The following is a 20,781-nucleotide window of genomic DNA, read 5'->3' as shown; positions in this document are numbered from 1 at the left end:
GTTCCGTTCAGGTACGATTCCTTACCACGCGATTTCGCTGGATCAAGTTATCTTTGGCATTGCGCGCAATAGAAGGATGAGCGACCGGACTGGGTGATTCTGCGAATTGGCGCACCGCATCCATCGGTGCGACAGGGTTCGTTTTCGCGCCCGTAGACATCAAAGCTGTGCTGAAAATATCCAAGTTCTCCATCGGCTTGGCGGAAATCGCGAAGCGATGATCCACCCGCTTCGATAGCGTCCCGCAGCACCTGACGGATGATCGGAACCAGCGCCGCAACCCGGGGTGCAGAAATCTGTCCGGCTTTGCGACGTGGCGACACTCGGCCGCGATAAAGCGCCTCACAAACATAGATATTGCCCAATCCGGCAACGATTCCCTGATCCAGAAGCGCCGATTTGACCGGGCTGTTCTTGCCCTTGAACGCGTCGATCAGGTGCTGTTCGTGGAAATCATTGCCCAAAGGTTCCGGCCCCAGAACCGACAGCAGCTTGTGCTGCTCTGCCGTCGCCGTGGGCAGCAGATCCATCGCCCCGAACCGGCGTGGATCGTTGAAGGTGACGCGCGCGCCATTGGCCATGTGAAACACCACATGATCATGTTTTTGCGCCATCGGATGTTCATGCGCATACTGCCCCAGCGGGTCACCCGACACCGTCATCCGCCCCGACATGCCCAGATGAATCAACAGCGTCTCACCGCTGCTGAGATCGGCGAGGATGTATTTCGACCGCCGACGCATCCGCTCCACCCGTTGGCCCGTCAGACGCTCGGCCATCCGGTCGGGGAAGGGCCAGCGCAGATCGGGGCGGTTCACATCGGCCTTTTCGATCACCACGCCCTCCATCGCAGGGCTCAGGCCGCGTCTTACTGTCTCGACCTCGGGCAATTCAGGCATTACATGGCTCCTATTCCAAAGGGCCGCATTGTGCCCGCCTCTTATCGCCCTATAACAGAGGCGAAATTCGACGAACGGCAAGGCAAATGTCCGACACCAACGACAAGACCACTCATTTCGGGTTCGAAACCGTGCGCGAGGCCGACAAGGCCGGGCGCGTGCAGGGCGTGTTCAACTCGGTCGCCTCGAAATACGATGTGATGAACGACGTGATGTCGATGGGCATCCACCGGGTCTGGAAAGACGCGATGATGGACTGGCTGGCCCCGCGCCCCGGTCAGCGGCTGCTGGATGTGGCGGGCGGCACCGGCGATATCTCGTTCCGCTTCCTGAAACGCGCAGGCCACGGCCATGCCACCGTTCTGGACCTGACCGAACCGATGCTGATCGAAGGCCGCCAGCGCGCCGAGGCCGATCAGATGTCCGACAGCCTGAACTGGGTGGTGGGCGACGCGATGTCCCTGCCCTTCGAGGACAACACCTTCGACGTCTACACCATCTCGTTCGGCATCCGGAACGTCACCCGCCCGCAAGAGGCGCTGAACGAGGCGTTCCGCGTGCTGAAACCTGGTGGCCGCCTTATGGTGCTGGAGTTCAGCCAGTTGCCCAATGACGGGTTGCAGAAGCTCTATGACCTCTACAGCTTCAACGTCATCCCGCGCATGGGCAAACTGATCGCCAATGACTATGACAGCTATCAGTATCTGGTCGAGTCGATCCGCAAATTCCCCGATCAGGAAACGTTTCTGGCCATGGTTCGCGCCGCCGGGTTCGAAAACGCCAAGTACCGCAATCTGAGCATGGGCATCGCCGCGCTGCATTCCGGCTGGAAGATCTAGATGCGCGGTCCCCATAACATCATCCGCCTGATCCGCACGGGCGCCACGCTGGAGCGTACGGGCGCCATGAATGTGGTGCTGGACGCGTTCGAAGCGCCGCGCGCCATTCGTATCCTGGCGCATACGCTGGGCAAGCCGTTCCAATGGCTGGGCTACAAGGGCGATCCCGACATGCCGCCTGCCACGCGGGCGCTGACCGCGCTGGGTCCGGCTTACATCAAGTTCGGTCAGGTACTTTCGACCCGCCCTGACGTGGTCGGCAACGAACTGGCCGAGCAGCTGCGCGTGCTGCAGGACAAGCTGCCGCCATTCTCGAAGGCCGAAGCGATGGCCGAGGTGGAAAAGGAACTGGGCCAGCCCGTCGCCGAGATGTTCAGCGATTTCAGCGAGCCCATCGCCGCCGCATCCATCGCGCAGGTCCACAAGGCCAAACTGGTCAGCACCGGTGAAGATGTCGCCGTCAAGGTGCTGCGCCCGGCGATCGAACGCGCCTTCCGCAAGGATGTGGATGCCTTCTATTTCGCCGCCCGCATCGTGCAGCTGTTCGCGCCCGGCGCGCGCCGCTTGCGCCCGATGGAGGTGATCGAGCATTTCGACGGCGTGGTGCGCGGTGAGCTTGACCTGCGTCTGGAAAGCGCCGCCGCCTCGGAATACGCCGCCAACACCAAGGACGACGCCGGATTCTGGCTGCCGCCCGTCGTGTGGTCTCTGTCCGCGCGCCGGGTGATGACGCTCAGTTGGGCGGATGGCATCCCGCTGGGCGACAATGACGCGCTGGACGCTGCCGGTCACAACCGCCGCGATCTGGCCGAACGCGTCCTGCGCATGTTTCTGTTGCACGCCCTGCGTGATGGCTATTTCCACGCAGACATGCATCAGGGCAATCTGAAGGTCGCCGCCAACGGCGATATCATCGCCTATGATTACGGCATCATGGGCCATATCGACGAATACACCCGCCGGGTCTATGCCGAGATCCTGTTCGGCTTCATCCGTCGCGACTATAAACGCGTGGCCGAGGTGCATTTCGAAGCGGGCTATGTTCCGGCCAATCAGGACGTCGACGAATTCGCCCGCGCCCTGCGCGCCGTGGGCGAGCCGATCTTCGGCATGGACGCCACCCATATCTCGATGGGCCGGTTGCTGAGCTACCTGTTCGAAGTCACCGAACGGTTCGGCATGGAAACCCGCACCGAGCTGATCCTGCTGCAGCGCACCATGGTGGTGGTCGAAGGCGTCGCCCGCTCGCTTGATGATCACATGAACATCTGGGAGGTCGCCCGCCCGGTGGTCGAGGATTACATCAAACAATCCATTGGCCCCCGCGCTGCCCTGCGCGATTTCGGCAAAACCGCCCTGGTGCTGGCCCGGTTCGGCCCCCGCCTGCCGGGACTGGTGGAAAATGCCCTGATTGCCCAGACCCAAAAAGACGACCCAAAGACCCCGGGCTTCATCGCAAATCTGTTGCCGGCAGCGATCGGCGCGGCCGCAGGCATAGCTGCGACGCTGGTGATCTTCGCGCTCAGCTAGACCAACCCGCCCGCTTCATCTGGCCGAAAATATCCTCGGGGGGAATCGCGCCCCGCGCGATGGGGGGCAGATAGCCCCCCTGCCCGACCTCCGATCAGAGCCGCTCGATGGCGATGGCAATCCCCTGACCGCCGCCGATGCACATAGTGATCAGACCTTTCGATCCGCCGACACGCTCCAACTCATACAGTGCCTTGAGCGTGATAATCGCCCCGGTGGCACCCACCGGATGACCCAGCGCAATCGCGCCGCCGTTCGGGTTCACCTTTGCGGCGTCCAGACCCAATTCCTGATTGACGGCCAAAGCCTGCGCGGCAAACGCCTCATTGCTTTCGATCACATCGAAATCATCCGCCGACAGACCGGTCTTCTTGAACAGGTTCTGCACCGCCGGGACAGGGCCGATGCCCATCACCTCGGGCCGCACCCCGGCATGGGCATAGCCGATCACGCGCGCCTTGGGTTTCAGACCCGCTTTCGCCGCTGCATCCGCCGTCGCCAGCACCATCGCCGCCGCGCCGTCATTGATGCCCGAGGCATTGCCCGCCGTCACCCGCCCATCCTTCTGGAACACCGGGCGCAATCCGGCCAATGCCTCGGCGGTGGTAGCTTTGGGATGTTCATCGACCTTGAAGTCAACCATGTCCCGCTTGACCTTGACCTGCACTGGCGTGATCTGGCTGTCGAAATGCCCGGCCTCGATCGCTGCCGCCGCACGGGTCTGGCTGGTCAGCGCAAATTCATCCATCTGTTCGCGGCTGATCTGGTGTTCATCCGCCACATTCTCGGCGGTCACACCCATATGCCCGGTGCCGAACGGACAGTTCAGCGCGCCCAGCATCATGTCGAGCGATTTGACATCCCCCATCTTGGCCCCCCAACGGGCCTGCGGCACGACATAGGGGCTGCGTGACATGCTCTCGGCGCCACCTGCCACCGCAAACTCGGCATCGCCCAGCATCAGCGCCTGCACCGCCGACACAATCGCCTGAGCTCCCGACCCGCACAGCCGGTTCACATTCATCGCCGGGGTCCCGTTCGGAATACCCGCCTGCATCGCGGCAACCCGTGACAGGTACATGTCGCGCGGTTCTGTGTTGATCACATGACCAAAGACGACATGATCAATCTGCGCGCCCTCAACGCCCGACCGCTCCATCGCCGCTTCGGTTGCAACCGTCGCCAGATCAATCGGTGCGGTCGAGGCCAACGCACCGCCAAAGGTCCCGATGGCCGTGCGCGCACCGTCCAGAATTACAATGTCCGTCATGTTCTCTCCTCCAAATCCCGCGCGCATTATGCACTTGCAGCATGATCTTCATATTAGACTCACTGTCACGCCCGGAATTGACATTACGTTGCGCAACGCGCATGAGATTCCGTCATGACGGAAAACACAGACGATATCCTGACACGCCTGCCCGCCCGCCTGAAAGAGGCGCGCCGCGCCAAGGGTCTGTCGCTTGAGGCGGTCGCCAATCTCAGCGGCGTATCCCGGTCCATGGTCAGCCAGATCGAGCGTGGCGAAAGCAGCCCCACAATCTCGACCCTGTGGAACCTGACGCGCGCCTTGCAGGTGGATTTCGCCGGCCTGCTGGAAGACGCCAAAACCACCGACCAGATCGAAGTCCTGCGTCAGGCAGAAGTGCCCAGCATCGACAACATGGGCGAGAAATGCCGGATTCGCATCCTGTCCCCCCCGGAAGAAGCGGGCGGGCACGAGGTGTATGACATTCAGTTTCAGGCCGATGGGAGCCTGAACAGCCAGCCTCATGCACGGGGTGCGCGCGAGCAACTGACGGTGCTGGAAGGCGTGGTTCGTGTCACCTCGGGCACGGCGGTCAGCGATCTGAAACAGGGGGATACCGCCCGATATGCCGCCGATATCGCCCATTCGATAAGTGCCAAAGGCCCGGCCCGGGTTTTCCTGATCGTAAAAAACGCCTGAACGGATGAAATTCCATCTTCACGGATCTTTTTCCTGCATACTGTAATTCCCCTATTTGGGAATTCTATCCGCTATGTTAGATGTGCGACTCAGTTGAACGGAGATCGCCATGGCTGATGCATTCCTGTCCCATATCACGGACACCCTCGCGCAGATCGAAGCGGAAGGGCTGTATAAGCGCGAACGCATGATCACTTCGCCTCAGGGCGGTGAGATTACAGTTGGCGGCAAGCAGGTGATCAATCTGTGCGCCAACAATTACCTAGGTCTGGCCGATCACCCTGCGCTGATCGAGGCTGCCAAGGACGCGATGGAACCCAAGGGGTTCGGCATGGCCTCGGTCCGGTTCATCTGCGGCACGCAGGACATTCACCGCGAGCTGGAGCAGCGGCTGGCAAAGTTTCTGAACAAGGACGACGCCATTCTGTTCGCCGCCTGTTTCGATGCGAACGGAGGGCTGTTTGAGCCCCTGTTAGGGCCTGAGGACGCAATCATCTCGGACAGCCTGAACCATGCCTCGATCATCGACGGGGTGCGGCTGTGCAAGGCCAAGCGCTATCGTTACATGAATAATGACATGAACGACCTCGAAGCCTGGCTGAAGCAGGCGCGCGAGGACGGGGCGCGGCATATCATGATCGCCACGGACGGCGTGTTCTCGATGGACGGCTATCTTGCCAACCTGCCGAAGATTCGCGAACTGGCCTACAAGTACGATGCCATCGTAATGGTCGATGACTGCCACGCCACTGGCTTCATGGGGCCGAACGGCGCAGGAACACCGGATCACTACGGCGTCGACGTCGACATTCTGACGGGAACCTTGGGCAAGGCACTTGGGGGGGCAATCGGCGGTTATATCGCCGGGCCGCAGCCAGTGATCGACCTGCTGCGGCAGCGGGCGCGGCCCTATCTGTTCTCGAACTCGCTGCCGCCCTCCATCGTCGCCGCCGGTCTGGAAGCGATCCGTCTGGTCGAAGACGGCGACATGCTGCGCGCGCAATTGTTCGGCAACGCCAAATACTGGCGCGCGGGGCTGGAAAAGCTGGGCTTTGACCTGCTGCCCGGCGAACATCCGATCATCCCGGTCATGTTGGGTGAGGCAACGCTGGCGCAAGAAATGGCAGCGAAGCTGTTTGACGAGGGCGTCTATGTCTCGGGCTTCTTCTTCCCCGTGGTTCCGCGCGGGCAGGCGCGGATCAGAACGCAAATGAATGCGGCTCTGACCAGGGACGAGTTGGACCGCGCGCTGGCCGCCTTTGGCAAAGTCGGCAGAGAGCTGGGGATCATCGCATGATCCTTCCCTCGGTGATCGACGCCATCGGCGACACGCCTTTGGTTGAGCTGTCGCGCCTGTGCGCGCAGTTGAAACTGGACGGCCGCATCGTGGCCAAGCTGGACTATCTGCTGCCGGGGTTCTCGAAAAAGGACCGCGCGGCCAGATCGATCATCGAACTGGCCCGCGCCGACGGCACGCTGACACCGGGGCAGACGGTGGTCGAGCTGACATCGGGCAATATGGGCACAGGGCTGGCGATTGTCTGCGGCATCCTTGGGCATCCGTTTGTCGCTGTGATGAGCGCGGGAAACTCGGTCGAACGCGCGCGCATGATGCGGGCATTGGGGGCCGAAGTTGTCATTGTCCCTCAGGCCGAGGGCAGCAAACCCGGTGAGGTCTCGGGCGCCGATCTTGAGCTGGTCGATATCGAGGCCCGACGTCTCACAGCAGAACGCGGGGCTTATCGCGCCGATCAGTTCGGGCATTCGGGTAACCCCACGGCGCATGAAACCGGGACCGGGCCGGAAATCTGGGCCCAGTCCGATGGCACCGTAACGGCGTTTTGCGACTTTGCCGGTTCCGGCGGCACATTGGCCGGGGCCGCCGCGTTTCTGAACCGCCACGATGTGCGGTGTTACGCCGTTGAACCGATGGGCGCGCGCGCACTAGCCGGAGAGACAGTATCGAACCCGGATCACCCGATTCAAGGCGGCGGTTATGCCATGGATGATCTGGTTCACCTGAATGGCACCCTGCTGGCCGGACATCTGACGGTTTCCAGCGAGGCCGCGCGCGATTGCGCCCGGCTTCTGGCCCGGACCGAGGGCATTTTCGCCGGCTATTCTGCGGGTGCCAATCTTGCCGCAGCGATCGATCTGCTGAACGGCCCCGAAAAGGGCGGCTGCATCGCCATCGTCATGTGCGACAGCGGCCTGAAATACCTATCCACCGATCTGTGGGAGTGAGCCTGATGCGACCCAACACAATGAAAGCGCTGGAAAAATCAAAACCTCAGGAGGGGTTGTGGATGGTACAGGCCCCGGTGCCTGAAATCGGCCCGGACGAGGTTCTGATCCGCATCAACAAGACCGGCATCTGCGGCACCGACATTCATATCTGGAACTGGGATGACTGGGCCGCCGCCACGGTGCCTTACCCGATGATCACCGGCCACGAATTCGCCGGGGAAATCGTTGAAATCGGGCGCAACGTGACGGGGCTTGAGATCGGTCAGCGCTGCTCGGGCGAGGGGCATCTGATCACCACCGACAGCCGCCAGAGCCGCGCGGGCAAGTTTCATCTGGACCCCGGCACGCGCGGGATCGGTGTGAACGAACAGGGCGCGTTTGCACAATACCTGAAACTGCCCGCCTTCAACGTTGTCCCCCTACCCGACGATGTGCCCGACGAGATCGGCGCCATCCTCGACCCGCTGGGCAATGCGGTGCATACGGCTCTGAGTTTCGATCTGCTGGGCGAGGATGTGCTGATCACCGGCGCGGGTCCCATCGGCATCATGGCCGCCGCCGTCGCCCGACATGCCGGTGCCCGGCAGGTGGTGATCACCGATATCAATCCCGACCGCCTGAATCTGGCCGAACATGTGGTGCCGACGGTGCGCACCGTCGATGTGTCCAGCGAGGACCTGCAGGATGTCATTTCCGAACTGGGCATGACCCAGGGCTTTGATGTGGGCCTTGAAATGTCGGGCTCGCAAGCGGCGCTGGACCAGATGGTCGAGGCGCTAGTGATGGGCGGCAAGATCGCCCTGCTGGGTATTCCACCCGGCAAGTCTCCGGTCGACTGGTCGCGCATCGTGTTCAAAGCCATCACCATCAAGGGCGTCTATGGGCGCGAGATGTTCGAGACCTGGTATAAGATGATCGCCATGTTGCAGAACGGGCTGGATGTCAGTCGCGTGATCACCCACCACTTTGCCGTTGACGATTTCGCGCAAGGATTCGCGGCGATGAAGTCCGGGCAGTCCGGCAAGGTTGTGTTGGACTGGACCTGACGCCTTGGCAAACGCCTGTCTCAGAGCCTAAACAGGATCTGAAACAGGCGTTTGGAGAGGCACATGAGCGACAAGGACAAACGGTTTCTGGAACGCGGAATCGAAGAGACATTGGTCACCGATTTCGCGCAGACCCATCGCAAAAGCTATGGCGATTTCCTGCAGCTCAAGACGCTGTTAAACTTGCAAAAGACCTTTCAAGACCCCGCGCAGCCGGACGAGATGCTGTTCATCATCATCCATCAGGTCAGCGAGCTGTGGCTGAAACTGATGCATCACCAACTGGTCGAGGTGCGCCGTTTCCTGCAACAGGATAATTTCGGCCCCGCGATGAAGAACCTCGACCGGGTGAAAGCGATCCAGCGGCAGTTGATCGCGGCGTGGGAAACGCTGCTGACCATGACGCCTGCCGATTACATGACCTTCCGTCAGGCCTTGGGCAATTCCTCGGGATTTCAGAGTTATGGCTACCGGCAGATCGAGTTCATTCTGGGCAACAAGGACGCCTCGACCCTGAAGGTGCATGAACATGACGCGGAAGTGATGGAGATGCTGAACGCAGCCCTGACCAAACCCTCGCTTTACGATGAAGTGCTGTACATGCTGGCCCGGCAGGGGTTTGACGTGCCGCAGGACCTGCTGGACCGGGATTTTGCCCATCCCTATTCTGGCGATCCGCGCATCGTCAAAATCTGGGTCGAAGTGTTCCGCAACACCGACAAATACTGGGACCTCTATGCGCTGGCCGAAAAGCTGATGGATGTGGAAAGCCTGTTCCAGCGCTGGCGTTTCGATCATGCCACGGCGGTGGAACGGGTGATCGGGATGCAGCCCGGCACCGGAGGCTCGAGCGGCGTGGCGTTTCTGCGCAAGGCGCTGGAATTACGGTTCTTCCATGACCTCTATGATGTGCGGACCGAGCTGATGTATGCGGGGGATTGATGCTGTATCGCGGTTTTTCACAGGCTGAACTGGAACAGGAATACGCGCCGAGCTCGATGATCGGCGGCGATCTGACGCCGTACCTGACCAGCTATGCGGCGCTCAGCGCGCAGGCGCGGGCCGAGCTGGAGGTTCAAGAAGACCTCGCCTATGGTGACAGCCCGGCGCAGGTTCTGGATTTCTTCCCGGCGGCTGGTGCGGACGCGCCTTTGCATATCTTCATCCATGGCGGGTACTGGCAGGCGCTCAGCCAGCGCGAGTCTGCCCTGATGGCGCCGGTGCTGCACGAAAACGGGCAGGCCTTTGCGACTTTGAACTATACGCTCGCTCCCGGCGCGCGGATGGGGCAGATGGTCGAGGAATGCCGCAACGCTCTGCTGTGGCTGGCGTCACAATCCCGGGCGCTGGGCTTTGACCCATCGAATATCATTCTATCCGGCCACAGCGCGGGCGCGCATCTGGCGGCGATGGTGATGGCGACCTCTTCCAATACGTTTGCACAGGCAGGTCTGCGGGTGCGCAATGTCATTCTGATCAGCGGGGTGTACGATCTTGAGCCGATCAGCCTGACCCCGGTGAATGATCCCCTGCAACTGACCAAGGTGGAAATTCACGACCTTTCCCCCTGCCTCAACCTGCCCGCACCGGGGCCGCGTTACAGGGTGACGGTGGCGGAGCGGGATACGCCCGAGTTCATCCGTCAGAGCCGGGATTATGCGGAATTGCTGCGCAAAGCGGGACATTCGGTCAGTTTCGATTTGCAGCGGGGCAAACACCATTTCGACATCATCATGCCTTCGGGCACGTTCTTGTCGTCACGCAGCGAGTGACCCCAAAATGAAAACAGCGGCCCGAGGGGCCGCTGTTTTGGTATTCGATTTTGCCGAACTTAGTCGAGCGTCCGGGTGACTTCCTCGCGCTCGAAAATCTCGATCACGTCACCTGCGCGGATATCGTCGTAGTTCTCGAACGCCATACCGCATTCCTGACCCGACTGAACCTCGGCCACTTCGTCCTTGAAGCGCTTCAGTGTCTTCAGCGTGCCTTCGTGGATCACCACGTTGTCGCGCAGCAGGCGGACGCCTGCGGACCGGCGCGCCACGCCTTCGGTGACCAGACAGCCGGCAACCTTGCCAACACCGGTAACCTTGAAGACTTCGCGGATCTCGGCATAGCCGATGAACTTCTCGCGGATCTCGGCGCTCAGCAAGCCCGATGCGGCTGCTTTCACGTCATCCACCAGGTCATAGATCACCGAGTAATAACGGATCTCCACGCCCTTCTGGTTCGCAGTATTCCGGGCCGAGGCGTTGGCACGGACGTTAAAGCCCATGACCGGCGCGCCCGAGGCTTCGGCCAGACCGACATCCGTTTCGGTGATCGCACCAACACCCGAATGCAGCACGCGCACGCGCACTTCGTCGTTGCCGATCTTTTCCATCGCCTGAACGATGGCCTCGGCAGAACCCTGTACGTCGGCTTTGACGAGGATCGGCAACTCGGCCACGTTCTCGTCTTCCTTGGCCTTCTGCATCAGTTGCTCAAGGGTGGTCGCGGCACCGGCGGCGGCGCGTTTGTCCTTGGCGGCCTGCTCACGATAGGCGGCGATTTCACGGGCCTGCGCTTCAGTCTCGGTCACGTTCAGAACGTCGCCCGCTTCGGGCGTACCGTTGAGACCCAGAACCTCAACCGGAACCGAGGGACCGGCTTCCTTGACGCGGTCGCCCTTGTCGTTGATCAGTGCACGGACCTTACCGTATTGCTCACCCACAACGAAGATATCGCCCTGACGCAGCGTGCCGTTCTGAACCAGAACAGTGGCCACGGGGCCGCGGCCCACGTCCAGCTGCGCCTCGATCACGGCACCCTGAGCGGCGCGGTCGGGGTTGGCTTTCAGTTCCAGAATCTCGGCCTGCAGCGCGATGGCTTCCAGCAGTTCGTCCAGACCCTGACCGGTGATGGCTGACACTTCGACGTCCTGAACCTCACCCGACATCTTCTCGACAATGACTTCGTGCTGCAGCAGATCGGTGCGGACCTTGTCCGGGTTTGCGCCCGGCTTGTCGACCTTGTTGATCGCCACGATCATCGGCACTTCAGCGGCTTTGGCGTGGTTGATCGCCTCGACGGTCTGCGGCATCACCGCATCGTCGGCGGCCACAACCAGCACAACGATATCCGTGACCTGAGCCCCGCGCGAACGCATCGAGGTAAAGGCCGCGTGACCCGGCGTATCCAGGAAGGTCAGCGTGGTGCCGCCATCGGTTTTCACCTGATAGGCGCCGATATGCTGGGTGATGCCACCGGCCTCACCAGCCACAACGCGCGCGTCGCGGATCGCATCCAGCAGCGAGGTCTTGCCGTGGTCGACGTGACCCATGATGGTGATGACCGGAGGACGCGGCTGCAGATCGTCATCGCTGTCTTCGACCTCTTTGATGACGTCTTCAACATCCGAGTCGGACACGCGAGTGACCTTGTGGCCAAACTCTTCGATGATCAGTTCCGCGGTGTCGGCGTCGATGGTCTGGTTCTGCGTGACCATCATGCCCATCTGCATCAGCGATTTGACAACGTCAGCCACACGCTCGGCCATACGGTTGGCCAGTTCCGAGACCATGATCGCCTCGGGCAGCTGTACGTCGCGGATCACCTTCTCCCGCTCGACCGGGCCACCCATGGCTTTCTGACGCGCGCGCTCCTGCTTGCGCTTCATCGCCGCCATCGAGCGTTGACGGTTTCCTTCGCCACCAGTGGCCTGACCCAATGTCAGCTTGCCCGAACGGCGGTTGTCATCGCGGCCTTTGCCACGGCCACGCTGTTCGCGTTCACGTTCCTGTTTGCGCGGGGCGGCTGCGGGGGCCGGTTTGCTGGCCGGGCTGCGTGCGGGTTTGGGTTCTTCCGCGGGTGCCGCAGCAGCGCGCTTGGCGGCTTCTTCCGCCTCTTTGCGCTTGCGCTCTTCCTCTTCGGCCTTGGCACGTGCCTTTTCTTCGGCTTCGCGCTGCTCGCGTTCCTTGGCTTCCTGTTCGGCCCGGCGGCGTGCGCGTTCTTCTTCGCGCGCCTTTTCCTGTGCCTCGCGGGCGGCGACCTCTTCGGCCTCACGCGCCTTGGCGGCCTGCAACGCTTTCATGCGACGCGCCATTTCCGCATCGGAAATGCCCGCCGGACGACGCGAAGGATCACCCGAGGGTGCCGCACCACCACTTGGTTTGGTCGCGCCCGGCTTGGGTACGACCACGCGTTTGCGTTTGGTCTCCACCACGACATTCTTGGTGCGTCCGTGGCTGAAACTCTGTTTCACATTTCCGGGGCGTGCCCCGCCACGAAGACCCAATGTCTTTTTGCCGTCACTATCGCTCATAAAGCTTCTTACCCTTCCGCGCGGCCCTTGCCGCCGTCATCCGTTTCGCGCAAGCCACGCAGGCGCTGCGCTTCCTCTACAACACGTTTGGCGAGTCCGCCAGAGGCCAAGGCCGCATGAATCACGGTTTGGCGCCCAAATGCCTGCCCAAGTTCGTCCGCAGTCAGCCAGCCGATGTATTTGCCGAAATGCGGCGTGCTGAGTTTCGACTTGCCGCGCCCCGATCCGTCCGAGGCCTGAATCAGCACCTGAGCCTCTTCCCGGTCCAGCCAGGACTTGACCTTTTCGTACCCGGCGACCGCATCGCCGGACTTGCGCGCCAGGCTGATCAACTCGATCACCCGCCGCGCCACCTGTTTTTCGACCTCATCGGTCAGGTCCTTCGGTGCACTCACCTGCGCCTTGAACCCGCGCGAGAACAGTTTCTTGCCTACGGCCTTGTCCAAAGCGGCGCGATCCGCCGCCACATAGACCCCGCGCCCCGGCAATTTTGACGCGACATCCGGAAAAACCTGACCGTCCGGGCCGGTCACGAAGCGGATCAAGCCATATTTAGGCTGTACCTCGCCTGTGGCAATGCACTTGCGTTCAGGTCCGTCAGACCGATCCTTATGGACGCCACCGCGACCCATGTCAGCCACCCGAGGCCCTGAGATCAGGCCTCGGCCTCCTCTTCCGCTACATCGTCGTCTTCTTCGGCCTGTTCCAGCTCGGCCGGATCAACCCAGCCCAGCATGATGCGGGCCGTCATGACCAGATCCTGCGCCTCTTCGAGGGTTACGCCAAAGGGCTCGAGCACACCATCATCCTTGATGCGCTCTCCATCGACCGTGGTCCAGCCACCTGCCAGTTCCCAGTCGGCACAGGTTGCGAAGTCTTCCAGCGTCTTCACATCGTCCTTGGCCAGCGCCTCTACCATCTGGGGTGTCAGGCCTTCGAATTCAATAAGGCTGTCCTCGGCGCCCAGCGCACGCGCCGCATCCAGCGCGGCCTTGGCCTGTGCTTCCAGGAATTCGCGCGCACGGGTCTGCAGTTCTTGCGCGGTGCCTTCGTCAACACCGTCGATGACCAGCAGTTCCTCAATTTCGACATAGGCCACCTCTTCGAGGTTGGTAAATCCTTCCGAAACCAGAAGTTGCGCGAAGAACTCGTCCAAATCCAGCGTTTCCATGAACAGCTGTGTACGGGCTTCGAACTCTTTCTGACGGCGGGCCGATTCTTCGGCTTCGGTCATGATGTCGATGTCCAGATTGGTCAACTGGCTGGCCAGACGCACGTTCTGACCGCGGCGACCGATGGCCAGCGAAAGCTGCTCTTCGGGTACAACCACTTCGATCTTACCGGCTTCTTCGTCCAGAACCACCTTGGAAACCTCTGCAGGCTGCAGAGCGTTCACCAAGAAGGTCGGCTGATCTTCGTTCCACGGGATGATGTCGATCTTTTCACCCTGCAGCTCGTTCACAACGGCCTGCACGCGGCTGCCGCGCATACCAACGCAGGCACCCACGGGATCAATCGAGCCGTCATACGAGATCACAGCGATCTTGGCGCGCGAGCCGGGGTCACGAGCCACGGCCTTGACCTCAATGATGCCATCATAGATTTCGGGCACTTCCATCTTGAACAGCTCAGCCATGAATTCCGGCGCGGTGCGCGACAGGAAGATCTGGTGACCACGCACCTCACGGCGGACTTCCTTGATATAGGCGCGCACACGGTCATTAGGGCGATAGCTTTCGCGGCCGATCTTATCATTGCGACGCAGAACGGCTTCGGCACCGCCCAGATCGACGATGACGTTGCCGAATTCCTCGCGCTTGACGGCACCGTTGATAATGGTGCCCGCGCGATCCTTGAATTCTTCGTACTGACGGTCGCGCTCTGCTTCGCGGACCTTCTGCAAGATCACCTGCTTGGCGGATTGTGCCGCGATACGGCCCATCTCAACCGGCGGAACCTCTTCAACGAAGACATCACCGACCTCAGGGTTTTCCATATATTGTTTGGCCTGCTCAACGGTGAACTCAGCCTGATAGTTCTCAAGTTCTTCATCTTCAACCACGGTACGGACGCGGGTAAAGGTCGCCTTGCCGGTTTTGCGATCGATCGACACGCGGATATCCATTTCCGCGCCGTAGCGGCTCTTGGCGGCACGGGCGAGCGATTCCTCCATCGCTTCGACAACCAGACCGGGGTCGATCATCTTTTCGCGGGCCACGGCCTCGGCGGTCTGCAGCAGCTCCAGCTGGTTGGCTGAGGTGATTGCCATCAGTTCGTCTCCTCTTCGGACCCTTCGGTCTCTATCTCGTCGAAAGCGTTTTCGTTCAGGGCACCGGCGTCTTTGCGCTGGCGCAGCATTTCCTTGATCAGTTCATCAGTCAGGACCAGCTTGGCGTCGCTCAGCCAGTCGAATTGCAGACCGATGGTGATCGTCTCGTCCCCTTCGGGGATATTGATCAGTACCTCATCCCCTTCGATCCCGGCCAGTTCACCCTTAAAGCGGCGGCGGCCGTCGATCAGTTCCCCGGTCTCGATCTTGGCCTCATATCCTTCGAAGGTCTCGAAATCCTTGAGACGGGTCAGAGGCCGGTCGATGCCCGGGCTGGACACTTCCAGCGTATAGGCGTCGAGGATCGGGTCCTCGACATCCAACGTGGCGCTGACCGCGTTGGAAATCTCGGCGCAATCATCCACCTCGATACCGCCATCGGGCTTGTCGGCCATGATCTGCAGCGTGGTCTGCTTGCCGCTCATCAGGCGGATGCGGACCAGCTCATACCCCAGATCCTCGATCACGGGGGTGATGATCTCGGCCAGTCGCCGGTCAATCGCCGCTTTGGCTATCAGGTCGTTTGTCATCAGGTTCTCTACCCTGTCATCGGGCACAAAAAAACGGGCGCGCGGCCCGTCGAATTTTCCGGTGGAGCCTTGGACCAGAAGTCCAACGCGCCGCTGTTGCAACTGCATATACGCAGGGTTTCCCGAGTCTGCAACCCCCGGCGCACATCGTGATCGGATTTACGCCAACCACCACCGTTCGGCAATGCGCCCATCATCCAACGCGGCCCTGCTGATCTGGCGCGGCATACCGACATGCGCGGCCACCGCCAGCGCCATTTCGGCCTGTGACGGATGATATCGTAGTCCGCGTTGCGCGATCAGGTCCTCGCCGGCTGGCAGAGCGGCAACGTCCACAAAACCATCGCGCAATGCTTCGGCCCGTACCCTGGCGTCCGGGATCACGATGATCTCAATCGCGTCGGCCCAGCCTGCTGTGCCGCTCTTGTAGTGATCCGGTATACGGTGCGCCAGGAAATGGCGTTCATCCTCGGCCCGTTCGACCCGGTAGCATCCGGTACCGTTGGCCTGTGCCAGAGGCGTCACACCTTCGCCGTCGCGGGTGATAACAAAACGGGACTCCGCCAGCAGGAACGGCAGGCCCGGGTTGCCCTCGGCCAGTTGCAGCCGCACACGGCGCGAGGCGACAGCCTCGACCTGCCCAACCTCACCAAGAACGGCCAGAACATCATTCACGTCCAGTTCAGTGCCGTCGTGAAACACGACATCGTCACGCAGATCAAAGCTCCAGACGCGCGCTTCGGCGTCGGTCTGCCAACCGGTCGCCAACTCTCCGCGCAGCGTGCCGTCGGGCGCGATCTCGGTCAGGGTGTCGAAGACCGCCCCGCGCGCCACCTGTTCAAGGCTGTTGTCGCGCGGCACCGCCAGCCGCAGCGTACCACCCTGTTTCGGCGTATCGGCCAAAGACGCCCCCGTCGCCGCCAGCAACGCAGCTGCGGCACCCGAGGCAAATAATGCACGGCGATCGATTCGGGTCATGCCGTCCCCTCCGCCACGCGATCCATGATCCGAACCAGTTCCGCGCTGATCCCGGGCTCAGACAAAGCATGACCCGCCTGCCGCACCATCTTGAGTTCAGCATTGGGCCAGCGTTCCGACAGGTTCCACGCGGCCTGCGGTGGGCAGATCATGTCATAGCGTCCCTGCACGATATGGCCGGGGATATGCGCGATCCGATCCATCTGATCCAGAATCTGGCCGTCTTTCTCAAGAAACGCTTTGTTGACGAAATAGTGGTTTTCCAGCCGCGCAAAGGTCCGCGCATACTCACCCGGGCTTTCGCCCACCGACCCGTTGGTGTGGATCGAGGCCAGAGCGTTTTCCCAATGCGACCAGGCGCGGGCATACAGGATCTCGGTCGCGCGGTCGCCCGAAAACAGGCGTTTGTTATAGGCGGCGATGGCATCTTGCACCTCATGCTCGGGCAAGAGCGAGGTGAACTTGGCCCATTGCTCGGGCCAGAACTTGCCCGCGCCGCCGCCATAGAACCAGTCCAGTTCGGCCTCGGTGGCCAGAAACACGCCGCGCAGCACCAAACGGTTGGCCCGCTCGGGATGCGCCTGGGCATAAACCAGCGCCAGCGTCGCGCCCCAGCTGCCGCCAAAGACGATCCAGTCTTCGATATCGAACAGTTTACGCAGACGCTCGATATCCGCCACCAGATGCCAGGTCGTGTTGTTTTCGACCGAGGCGGTGGGACGCGACCGTCCACACCCGCGCTGGTCAAACAGAATCACCCGATACGCCTGCGGGTCGAAATACCGCCGCATCGCAGGGCTGCAGCCACCGCCCGGCCCGCCATGCAGAATCACCACGGGTATCCCATTGGGATTACCGCATTGTTCCACATAAATGCGATGCCCATCGCCCATATCGACCACGCGCTGATCGAAAGGATCGATCGGCGGGTACAGATATTGAACTGCGCGCTTTTGGTCCGGGTACTTATCCATTACGGCCCTATATAGTCCTTAAGCGTAAAAGAGCACACGGAGACAGGAATGCAAGCGCATCCGAACACGGTCGACCCGTCCGAGATCGCAAAATTCGAGGCGATGGCCGCAGAATGGTGGGACCCGCATGGGAAATTCAAACCTCTGCACATGCTGAATCCGTGCCGTCTGGATTATATCACACAGCAGATCGCGGGGGAGTTTGACCGCGACCTGAAGTTGGCGAATCCCTTCGAGGGCCTGCGCCTGCTGGATATCGGCTGTGGCGGAGGGTTGCTGAGTGAGCCCATGGCGCGCCTTGGGGCCGAGGTCGTGGGCGCCGACGCCGCCGGGGGCAACCTGCCCGTCGCGCGTATCCATGCCGAACAATCAGGGCTGCAAATCGACTACCGCCACACCACTGCCGAGGACATGGTCGCCGCAGGCGAACAGTTCGACGTGGTGCTGAACATGGAAGTGGTCGAACACGTCGCCGATCCGTTGGGGTTCCTGACCGCATCGCAGCACTTGCTGAAACCGGGGGGGTTGCTGATCTGCTCGACCATCAACCGAAACCCGAAATCCTATGCGATGGCCATTTTTGGGGCCGAGGTCGTCATGCGCTGGCTGCCACGCGGCACGCATGAATGGAACAAGTTTATCACCCCCGATGAGCTGTTCGACCTGCTGCGCCAGGCCGGGCTGGAGCCGGTGGACCGCAAGGGGTTCGTGTTCAACCCGATCCTGTGGAGCTGGTCGATCTCGGACCGGGATTTGAGCGTGAATTATGTGACGGCGAGTGTGAAGCCGGGGTGAGGTAGGTTTTTTGATTCGATCTTTAAGTTACGCGCCGTGGCGCGCGGTATTTTTTGGTGCGGCAATTTCCGCTGCGACCTTGTTCAATAACACGCTAGCCACAGCAGAAGAGAATGCGGGCGTGTTCGTGTACGAACATGAAGGCGTTCCGCTTCTTGGCTACATTAGCGATCCTGAAGTCTCTGAGGCGGTTCAGGAAATAGCAGATCGGTACTTGGGTTCGAACTCGAACAACTATGATCTGGTAAGGGCGTTGTATTTTTTCGTCTTTATTGACCCCGAGATAGTTTCGCATGGCAAGTTTGTGAAACCAGTCGATTTAGAACTGACGGAGGAGATGACAGAACCATTTTCTAAACACAAACTCTCTGACGAAGGATGCAACATCGGAAAAATAAGCTCCACGAATGAAGATGAAAAAGGGGACTATTTAATATGGCTAGTCCATGGTGGCCAATATGAGGGCAAAGAAGGAATTGAATCTTGCCTTCTTTTTGCGGCGGCGGCTTCGGCCGGAATTTGGTTAGCTGATTTTCCAGCTTTGGATCCCCGTGATTTACGGCAGCTCCTTGATTCAATGATCTTAGGATTGAGATGAATATACAAACAGGTGCCTAGAAGTATTTCACGCTGCGAAAACAGGCATGCTTCCAAATCCAAAAATACAAGGTGCGCAGCGACCCTCTAGATCGCAAGACGTCTGAAAACTACTTAGGTTTCTGGGCACCACGTCTGCCTATGTTCGACCGCGCCAGTCTTCGATCTGACTTAGGGCAACGGATCGATGCCCCTACTCCCCCTCCAACTGCAAACGCAAATCCCGCAGCACCGGAAGCGTGCTCCTCACCCGCTCCAGCCCAAGTTCTCCGACCACGCGGTTGATCAGCGGCGCTATCGAGGAAATCGCCTGATCGCGGGCGCGGCGACCGGCGGGGCTGATGGCGACCATCTTGCGGCGGGCGTCGTCCCAGTCGGGGCGGATGTGGATGTATCCGGCCCATTCCAGCTTGGCCAAGGTGTTGGTCATCGCCCCGCGTGTCACATGGAAGGTGCTGGCCAGTTGCGCCGGGCTGCGCTCGTCCCCCACAAACACCAGATGGTTCAGCACCGAGAAATGCGAGATTTCCATGCCCTTGGGCAGCACCCGGCTCAGCCGGTTGCGCAATAGCTGATCGGCGGTCAGGATCTCGCTGAACAGCGTGACCGCCAGGGCATTTTTCTCGTCCGTCATGGTTCGGTTCTGGATCAGGGCCCGTCGAAAGGCCGCACATGAGTCAAGGAAGGCACGCGGCGGCGCGCCTCTGTCACAGAACTATCATGCAAATCAAAAATGTGAATGCCCGGATCGGTACCTGCGTCGATCAGCACCTCTCCCCACGGGGCGACAACCATGCTGTGGCCATAGGTGTACCGGGTCTTGCCGCGCGTTTTCGGGTGCTCACCCGTCTGCGCCGGTGCCAGTACCCAGCAGCCTGTCTCAATCGCCCGTGCGCGCAACAGCGATTGCCAATGCGCGGCACCGGTGACCGGTGAAAACGCCGCCGGGACGGTCAGTATTCGCGCCCCAGCCTGCGCCAGCGCCGCGTAGAGATGCGGAAAGCGGATGTCATAGCAGATGGTCAGGCCGACCTTGCCGAAATCGGTCTCGGCAATCACGGCTTTATCGCCGGGGCGGTAGTTTTTAGATTCGCGGAAGGTCTCAGAATCGGTCACCTGCACGTCGAACATATGAATCTTGTCGTACCGCGCCACGATCTGCCCCTGCGGGTCGATCATGAAACATCGGTTGGCAAAACGCCCGTCCGCGTCATGGGTCTTGATCGCCAGAGAGCCGATCAGCAGCCAAACACCCAATTCGGCGGCCTGCGCGCGCAGACCGGCCAGTGTGATATCATCCTCTTCGTGCTGCAGAACCGCGCGCTGCCGCGTGGTGCTGGTCGAGACGCAGTTGGTCACTTCGGGCGTCAGGATAAAACGCGCACCTTCGGCGGCGGCCTCGGCCATCATCGCGCGCACCAGGTCCAGATTTTGCGCCGGGTCGTCCGACGCGGTGATCTGCAGCAGTGCGGTTTTCATCAGGCCGCCAGCAGGCGATCCAGCTTGCCCTGCCGTTCCAGCTCGTACAGATCGTCACAGCCGCCCACGTGCTGCGTACCAATAAAGATTTGCGGTACCGTGCGCTTGCCGCCCGCGCGCTTGATCATCTCGGGCTTGCGTTTGGGGTGCATCAGAACGTCCACCTCCTTGAACTCGACGCCCTTCTGTTTCAGCAGCCGTTTGGCCGCGTGGCAAAAGCCGCACAGCGGCGAGGTGTAGATTTCTACCGGTTTCATATTCCGTTCCCTTTGGGTTTCGCGCAATCT

General features: G+C 60.9%; 21 protein-coding genes. 10 read left to right on the top strand and 11 right to left on the bottom strand.

Annotated elements, in window-relative coordinates; translation table 11 throughout:
• Nucleotides 1-47: 47 nt before the first annotated feature.
• A complete protein-coding gene (gene mutM / locus ACR3E4_RS09240; RefSeq protein WP_480535304.1) occupies nt 48-899 on the bottom strand; it encodes a bifunctional DNA-formamidopyrimidine glycosylase/DNA-(apurinic or apyrimidinic site) lyase in 852 nt (283 codons plus the stop codon).
• 86 nt (nt 900-985) lie between these two features.
• On the opposite strand from mutM, the gene ubiE reads away from it, so the two are divergent.
• Together ubiE and ubiB are read left to right on the top strand one after the other, a co-directional pair.
• The gene (gene ubiE / locus ACR3E4_RS09235; RefSeq protein WP_480535306.1) at nt 986-1,738 is read left to right on the top strand and encodes a bifunctional demethylmenaquinone methyltransferase/2-methoxy-6-polyprenyl-1,4-benzoquinol methylase UbiE; all 753 of its coding nucleotides are present in this window, start codon (nt 986-988) and stop codon (nt 1,736-1,738) included.
• Complete coding sequence (gene ubiB / locus ACR3E4_RS09230) at nt 1,739-3,268, top strand: 2-polyprenylphenol 6-hydroxylase (RefSeq protein ID WP_480535308.1); 1,530 nt, start codon at nt 1,739-1,741, stop codon at nt 3,266-3,268.
• A 94-nt stretch (nt 3,269-3,362) separates the two neighbouring features.
• Here the strand turns inward: ubiB and ACR3E4_RS09225 are convergent, their stop codons facing one another.
• Nucleotides 3,363-4,538 carry an acetyl-CoA C-acyltransferase family protein gene (locus tag ACR3E4_RS09225; RefSeq protein WP_480535309.1) on the bottom strand — a complete coding sequence of 392 codons (1,176 nt, stop codon included), beginning with the start codon at nt 4,536-4,538 and terminating at the stop codon, nt 3,363-3,365.
• A gap of 114 nt (nt 4,539-4,652) precedes the next feature.
• Here ACR3E4_RS09225 and ACR3E4_RS09220 point away from each other — a divergent pair, with 114 nt between their 5' ends.
• The 6 genes from ACR3E4_RS09220 (at nt 4,653) to ACR3E4_RS09195 (ending at nt 10,281) form a co-directional block, all read left to right on the top strand.
• Nucleotides 4,653-5,216 carry a helix-turn-helix domain-containing protein gene (locus ACR3E4_RS09220; RefSeq protein ID WP_480535310.1) on the top strand — a complete coding sequence of 188 codons (564 nt, stop codon included), beginning with the start codon at nt 4,653-4,655 and terminating at the stop codon, nt 5,214-5,216.
• Between the two features lie 109 nt (nt 5,217-5,325).
• Nucleotides 5,326-6,513, top strand: a complete 1,188-nt coding sequence (locus tag ACR3E4_RS09215; protein WP_480535312.1) for a glycine C-acetyltransferase — start codon at nt 5,326-5,328, stop codon at nt 6,511-6,513.
• Nucleotides 6,510-7,460 (top strand): PLP-dependent cysteine synthase family protein, encoded by a 951-nt coding sequence (locus ACR3E4_RS09210; protein ID WP_480535314.1) that lies wholly within the window; start codon nt 6,510-6,512, stop codon nt 7,458-7,460. Before ACR3E4_RS09215 ends, ACR3E4_RS09210 begins: the two co-directional genes overlap by 4 nt.
• 20 nt (nt 7,461-7,480) lie before the next feature.
• Nucleotides 7,481-8,509: an L-threonine 3-dehydrogenase gene (tdh, locus tag ACR3E4_RS09205; protein WP_480535436.1), complete on the top strand. Its 1,029-nt coding sequence runs from the start codon at nt 7,481-7,483 to the stop codon at nt 8,507-8,509.
• Between the two features lie 63 nt (nt 8,510-8,572).
• A complete protein-coding gene (locus tag ACR3E4_RS09200) occupies nt 8,573-9,451 on the top strand; it encodes a tryptophan 2,3-dioxygenase (protein ID WP_480535316.1) in 879 nt (292 codons plus the stop codon).
• Nucleotides 9,451-10,281 carry an alpha/beta hydrolase gene (locus ACR3E4_RS09195; protein ID WP_480535317.1) on the top strand — a complete coding sequence of 277 codons (831 nt, stop codon included), beginning with the start codon at nt 9,451-9,453 and terminating at the stop codon, nt 10,279-10,281. Before ACR3E4_RS09200 ends, ACR3E4_RS09195 begins: the two co-directional genes overlap by 1 nt.
• Before the next feature lie 59 nt (nt 10,282-10,340).
• Here the strand turns inward: ACR3E4_RS09195 and infB are convergent, their stop codons facing one another.
• The 6 genes from infB to pip form a co-directional block, all read right to left on the bottom strand.
• Nucleotides 10,341-12,812, bottom strand: a complete 2,472-nt coding sequence (gene infB, locus ACR3E4_RS09190; RefSeq protein WP_480535319.1) for a translation initiation factor IF-2 — start codon at nt 12,810-12,812, stop codon at nt 10,341-10,343.
• Between the two features lie 8 nt (nt 12,813-12,820).
• Entirely contained in the window at nt 12,821-13,444 is a 624-nt protein-coding gene (locus ACR3E4_RS09185; RefSeq protein ID WP_480535320.1) for an RNA-binding protein, read from the bottom strand.
• Nucleotides 13,445-13,467: 23 nt separating this feature from the next.
• Entirely contained in the window at nt 13,468-15,081 is a 1,614-nt protein-coding gene (nusA, locus tag ACR3E4_RS09180; RefSeq protein WP_480535322.1) for a transcription termination factor NusA, read from the bottom strand.
• Nucleotides 15,081-15,671: a ribosome maturation factor RimP gene (gene rimP, locus ACR3E4_RS09175; RefSeq protein ID WP_480535324.1), complete on the bottom strand. Its 591-nt coding sequence runs from the start codon at nt 15,669-15,671 to the stop codon at nt 15,081-15,083. The genes nusA and rimP overlap by 1 nt, the downstream gene beginning before the upstream one ends.
• 159 nt (nt 15,672-15,830) lie before the next feature.
• Nucleotides 15,831-16,649 carry an ABC transporter substrate-binding protein gene (locus ACR3E4_RS09170; protein WP_480535326.1) on the bottom strand — a complete coding sequence of 273 codons (819 nt, stop codon included), beginning with the start codon at nt 16,647-16,649 and terminating at the stop codon, nt 15,831-15,833.
• Nucleotides 16,646-17,623, bottom strand: a complete 978-nt coding sequence (gene pip, locus ACR3E4_RS09165) for a prolyl aminopeptidase (protein ID WP_480535327.1) — start codon at nt 17,621-17,623, stop codon at nt 16,646-16,648. The genes ACR3E4_RS09170 and pip overlap by 4 nt, the downstream gene beginning before the upstream one ends.
• Before the next feature lie 48 nt (nt 17,624-17,671).
• Between pip and ubiG the strand changes: the two genes are divergently transcribed.
• Together ubiG and ACR3E4_RS09155 are read left to right on the top strand one after the other, a co-directional pair.
• A complete protein-coding gene (ubiG, locus tag ACR3E4_RS09160) occupies nt 17,672-18,418 on the top strand; it encodes a bifunctional 2-polyprenyl-6-hydroxyphenol methylase/3-demethylubiquinol 3-O-methyltransferase UbiG (protein WP_480535328.1) in 747 nt (248 codons plus the stop codon).
• Nucleotides 18,419-18,428: 10 nt separating this feature from the next.
• Nucleotides 18,429-19,016, top strand: coding sequence for a hypothetical protein (locus ACR3E4_RS09155; RefSeq protein ID WP_480535329.1), 588 nt, complete (start codon nt 18,429-18,431; stop codon nt 19,014-19,016).
• A 192-nt stretch (nt 19,017-19,208) separates the two neighbouring features.
• On the opposite strand, the gene ACR3E4_RS09150 is transcribed toward ACR3E4_RS09155, so the two are convergent.
• The 3 genes from ACR3E4_RS09150 to grxC are packed head-to-tail and all read right to left on the bottom strand — an operon-like array spanning nt 19,209 to nt 20,751.
• Entirely contained in the window at nt 19,209-19,649 is a 441-nt protein-coding gene (locus ACR3E4_RS09150; protein WP_074738479.1) for a MarR family winged helix-turn-helix transcriptional regulator, read from the bottom strand.
• Between the two features lie 14 nt (nt 19,650-19,663).
• On the bottom strand, nt 19,664-20,494 hold the full coding sequence (locus ACR3E4_RS09145; RefSeq protein ID WP_480535331.1) for a carbon-nitrogen hydrolase family protein: 831 nt from the start codon (nt 20,492-20,494) through the stop codon (nt 19,664-19,666).
• Nucleotides 20,494-20,751 (bottom strand): glutaredoxin 3, encoded by a 258-nt coding sequence (grxC, locus tag ACR3E4_RS09140; RefSeq protein ID WP_171181132.1) that lies wholly within the window; start codon nt 20,749-20,751, stop codon nt 20,494-20,496. Before grxC ends, ACR3E4_RS09145 begins: the two co-directional genes overlap by 1 nt.
• Between the last annotated feature and the right edge of the window lie 30 nt (nt 20,752-20,781).

This window comes from Ruegeria sp. AP11, assembly GCF_056535865.1.
This window is presented reverse-complemented; position numbering and strand designations above follow the sequence as displayed.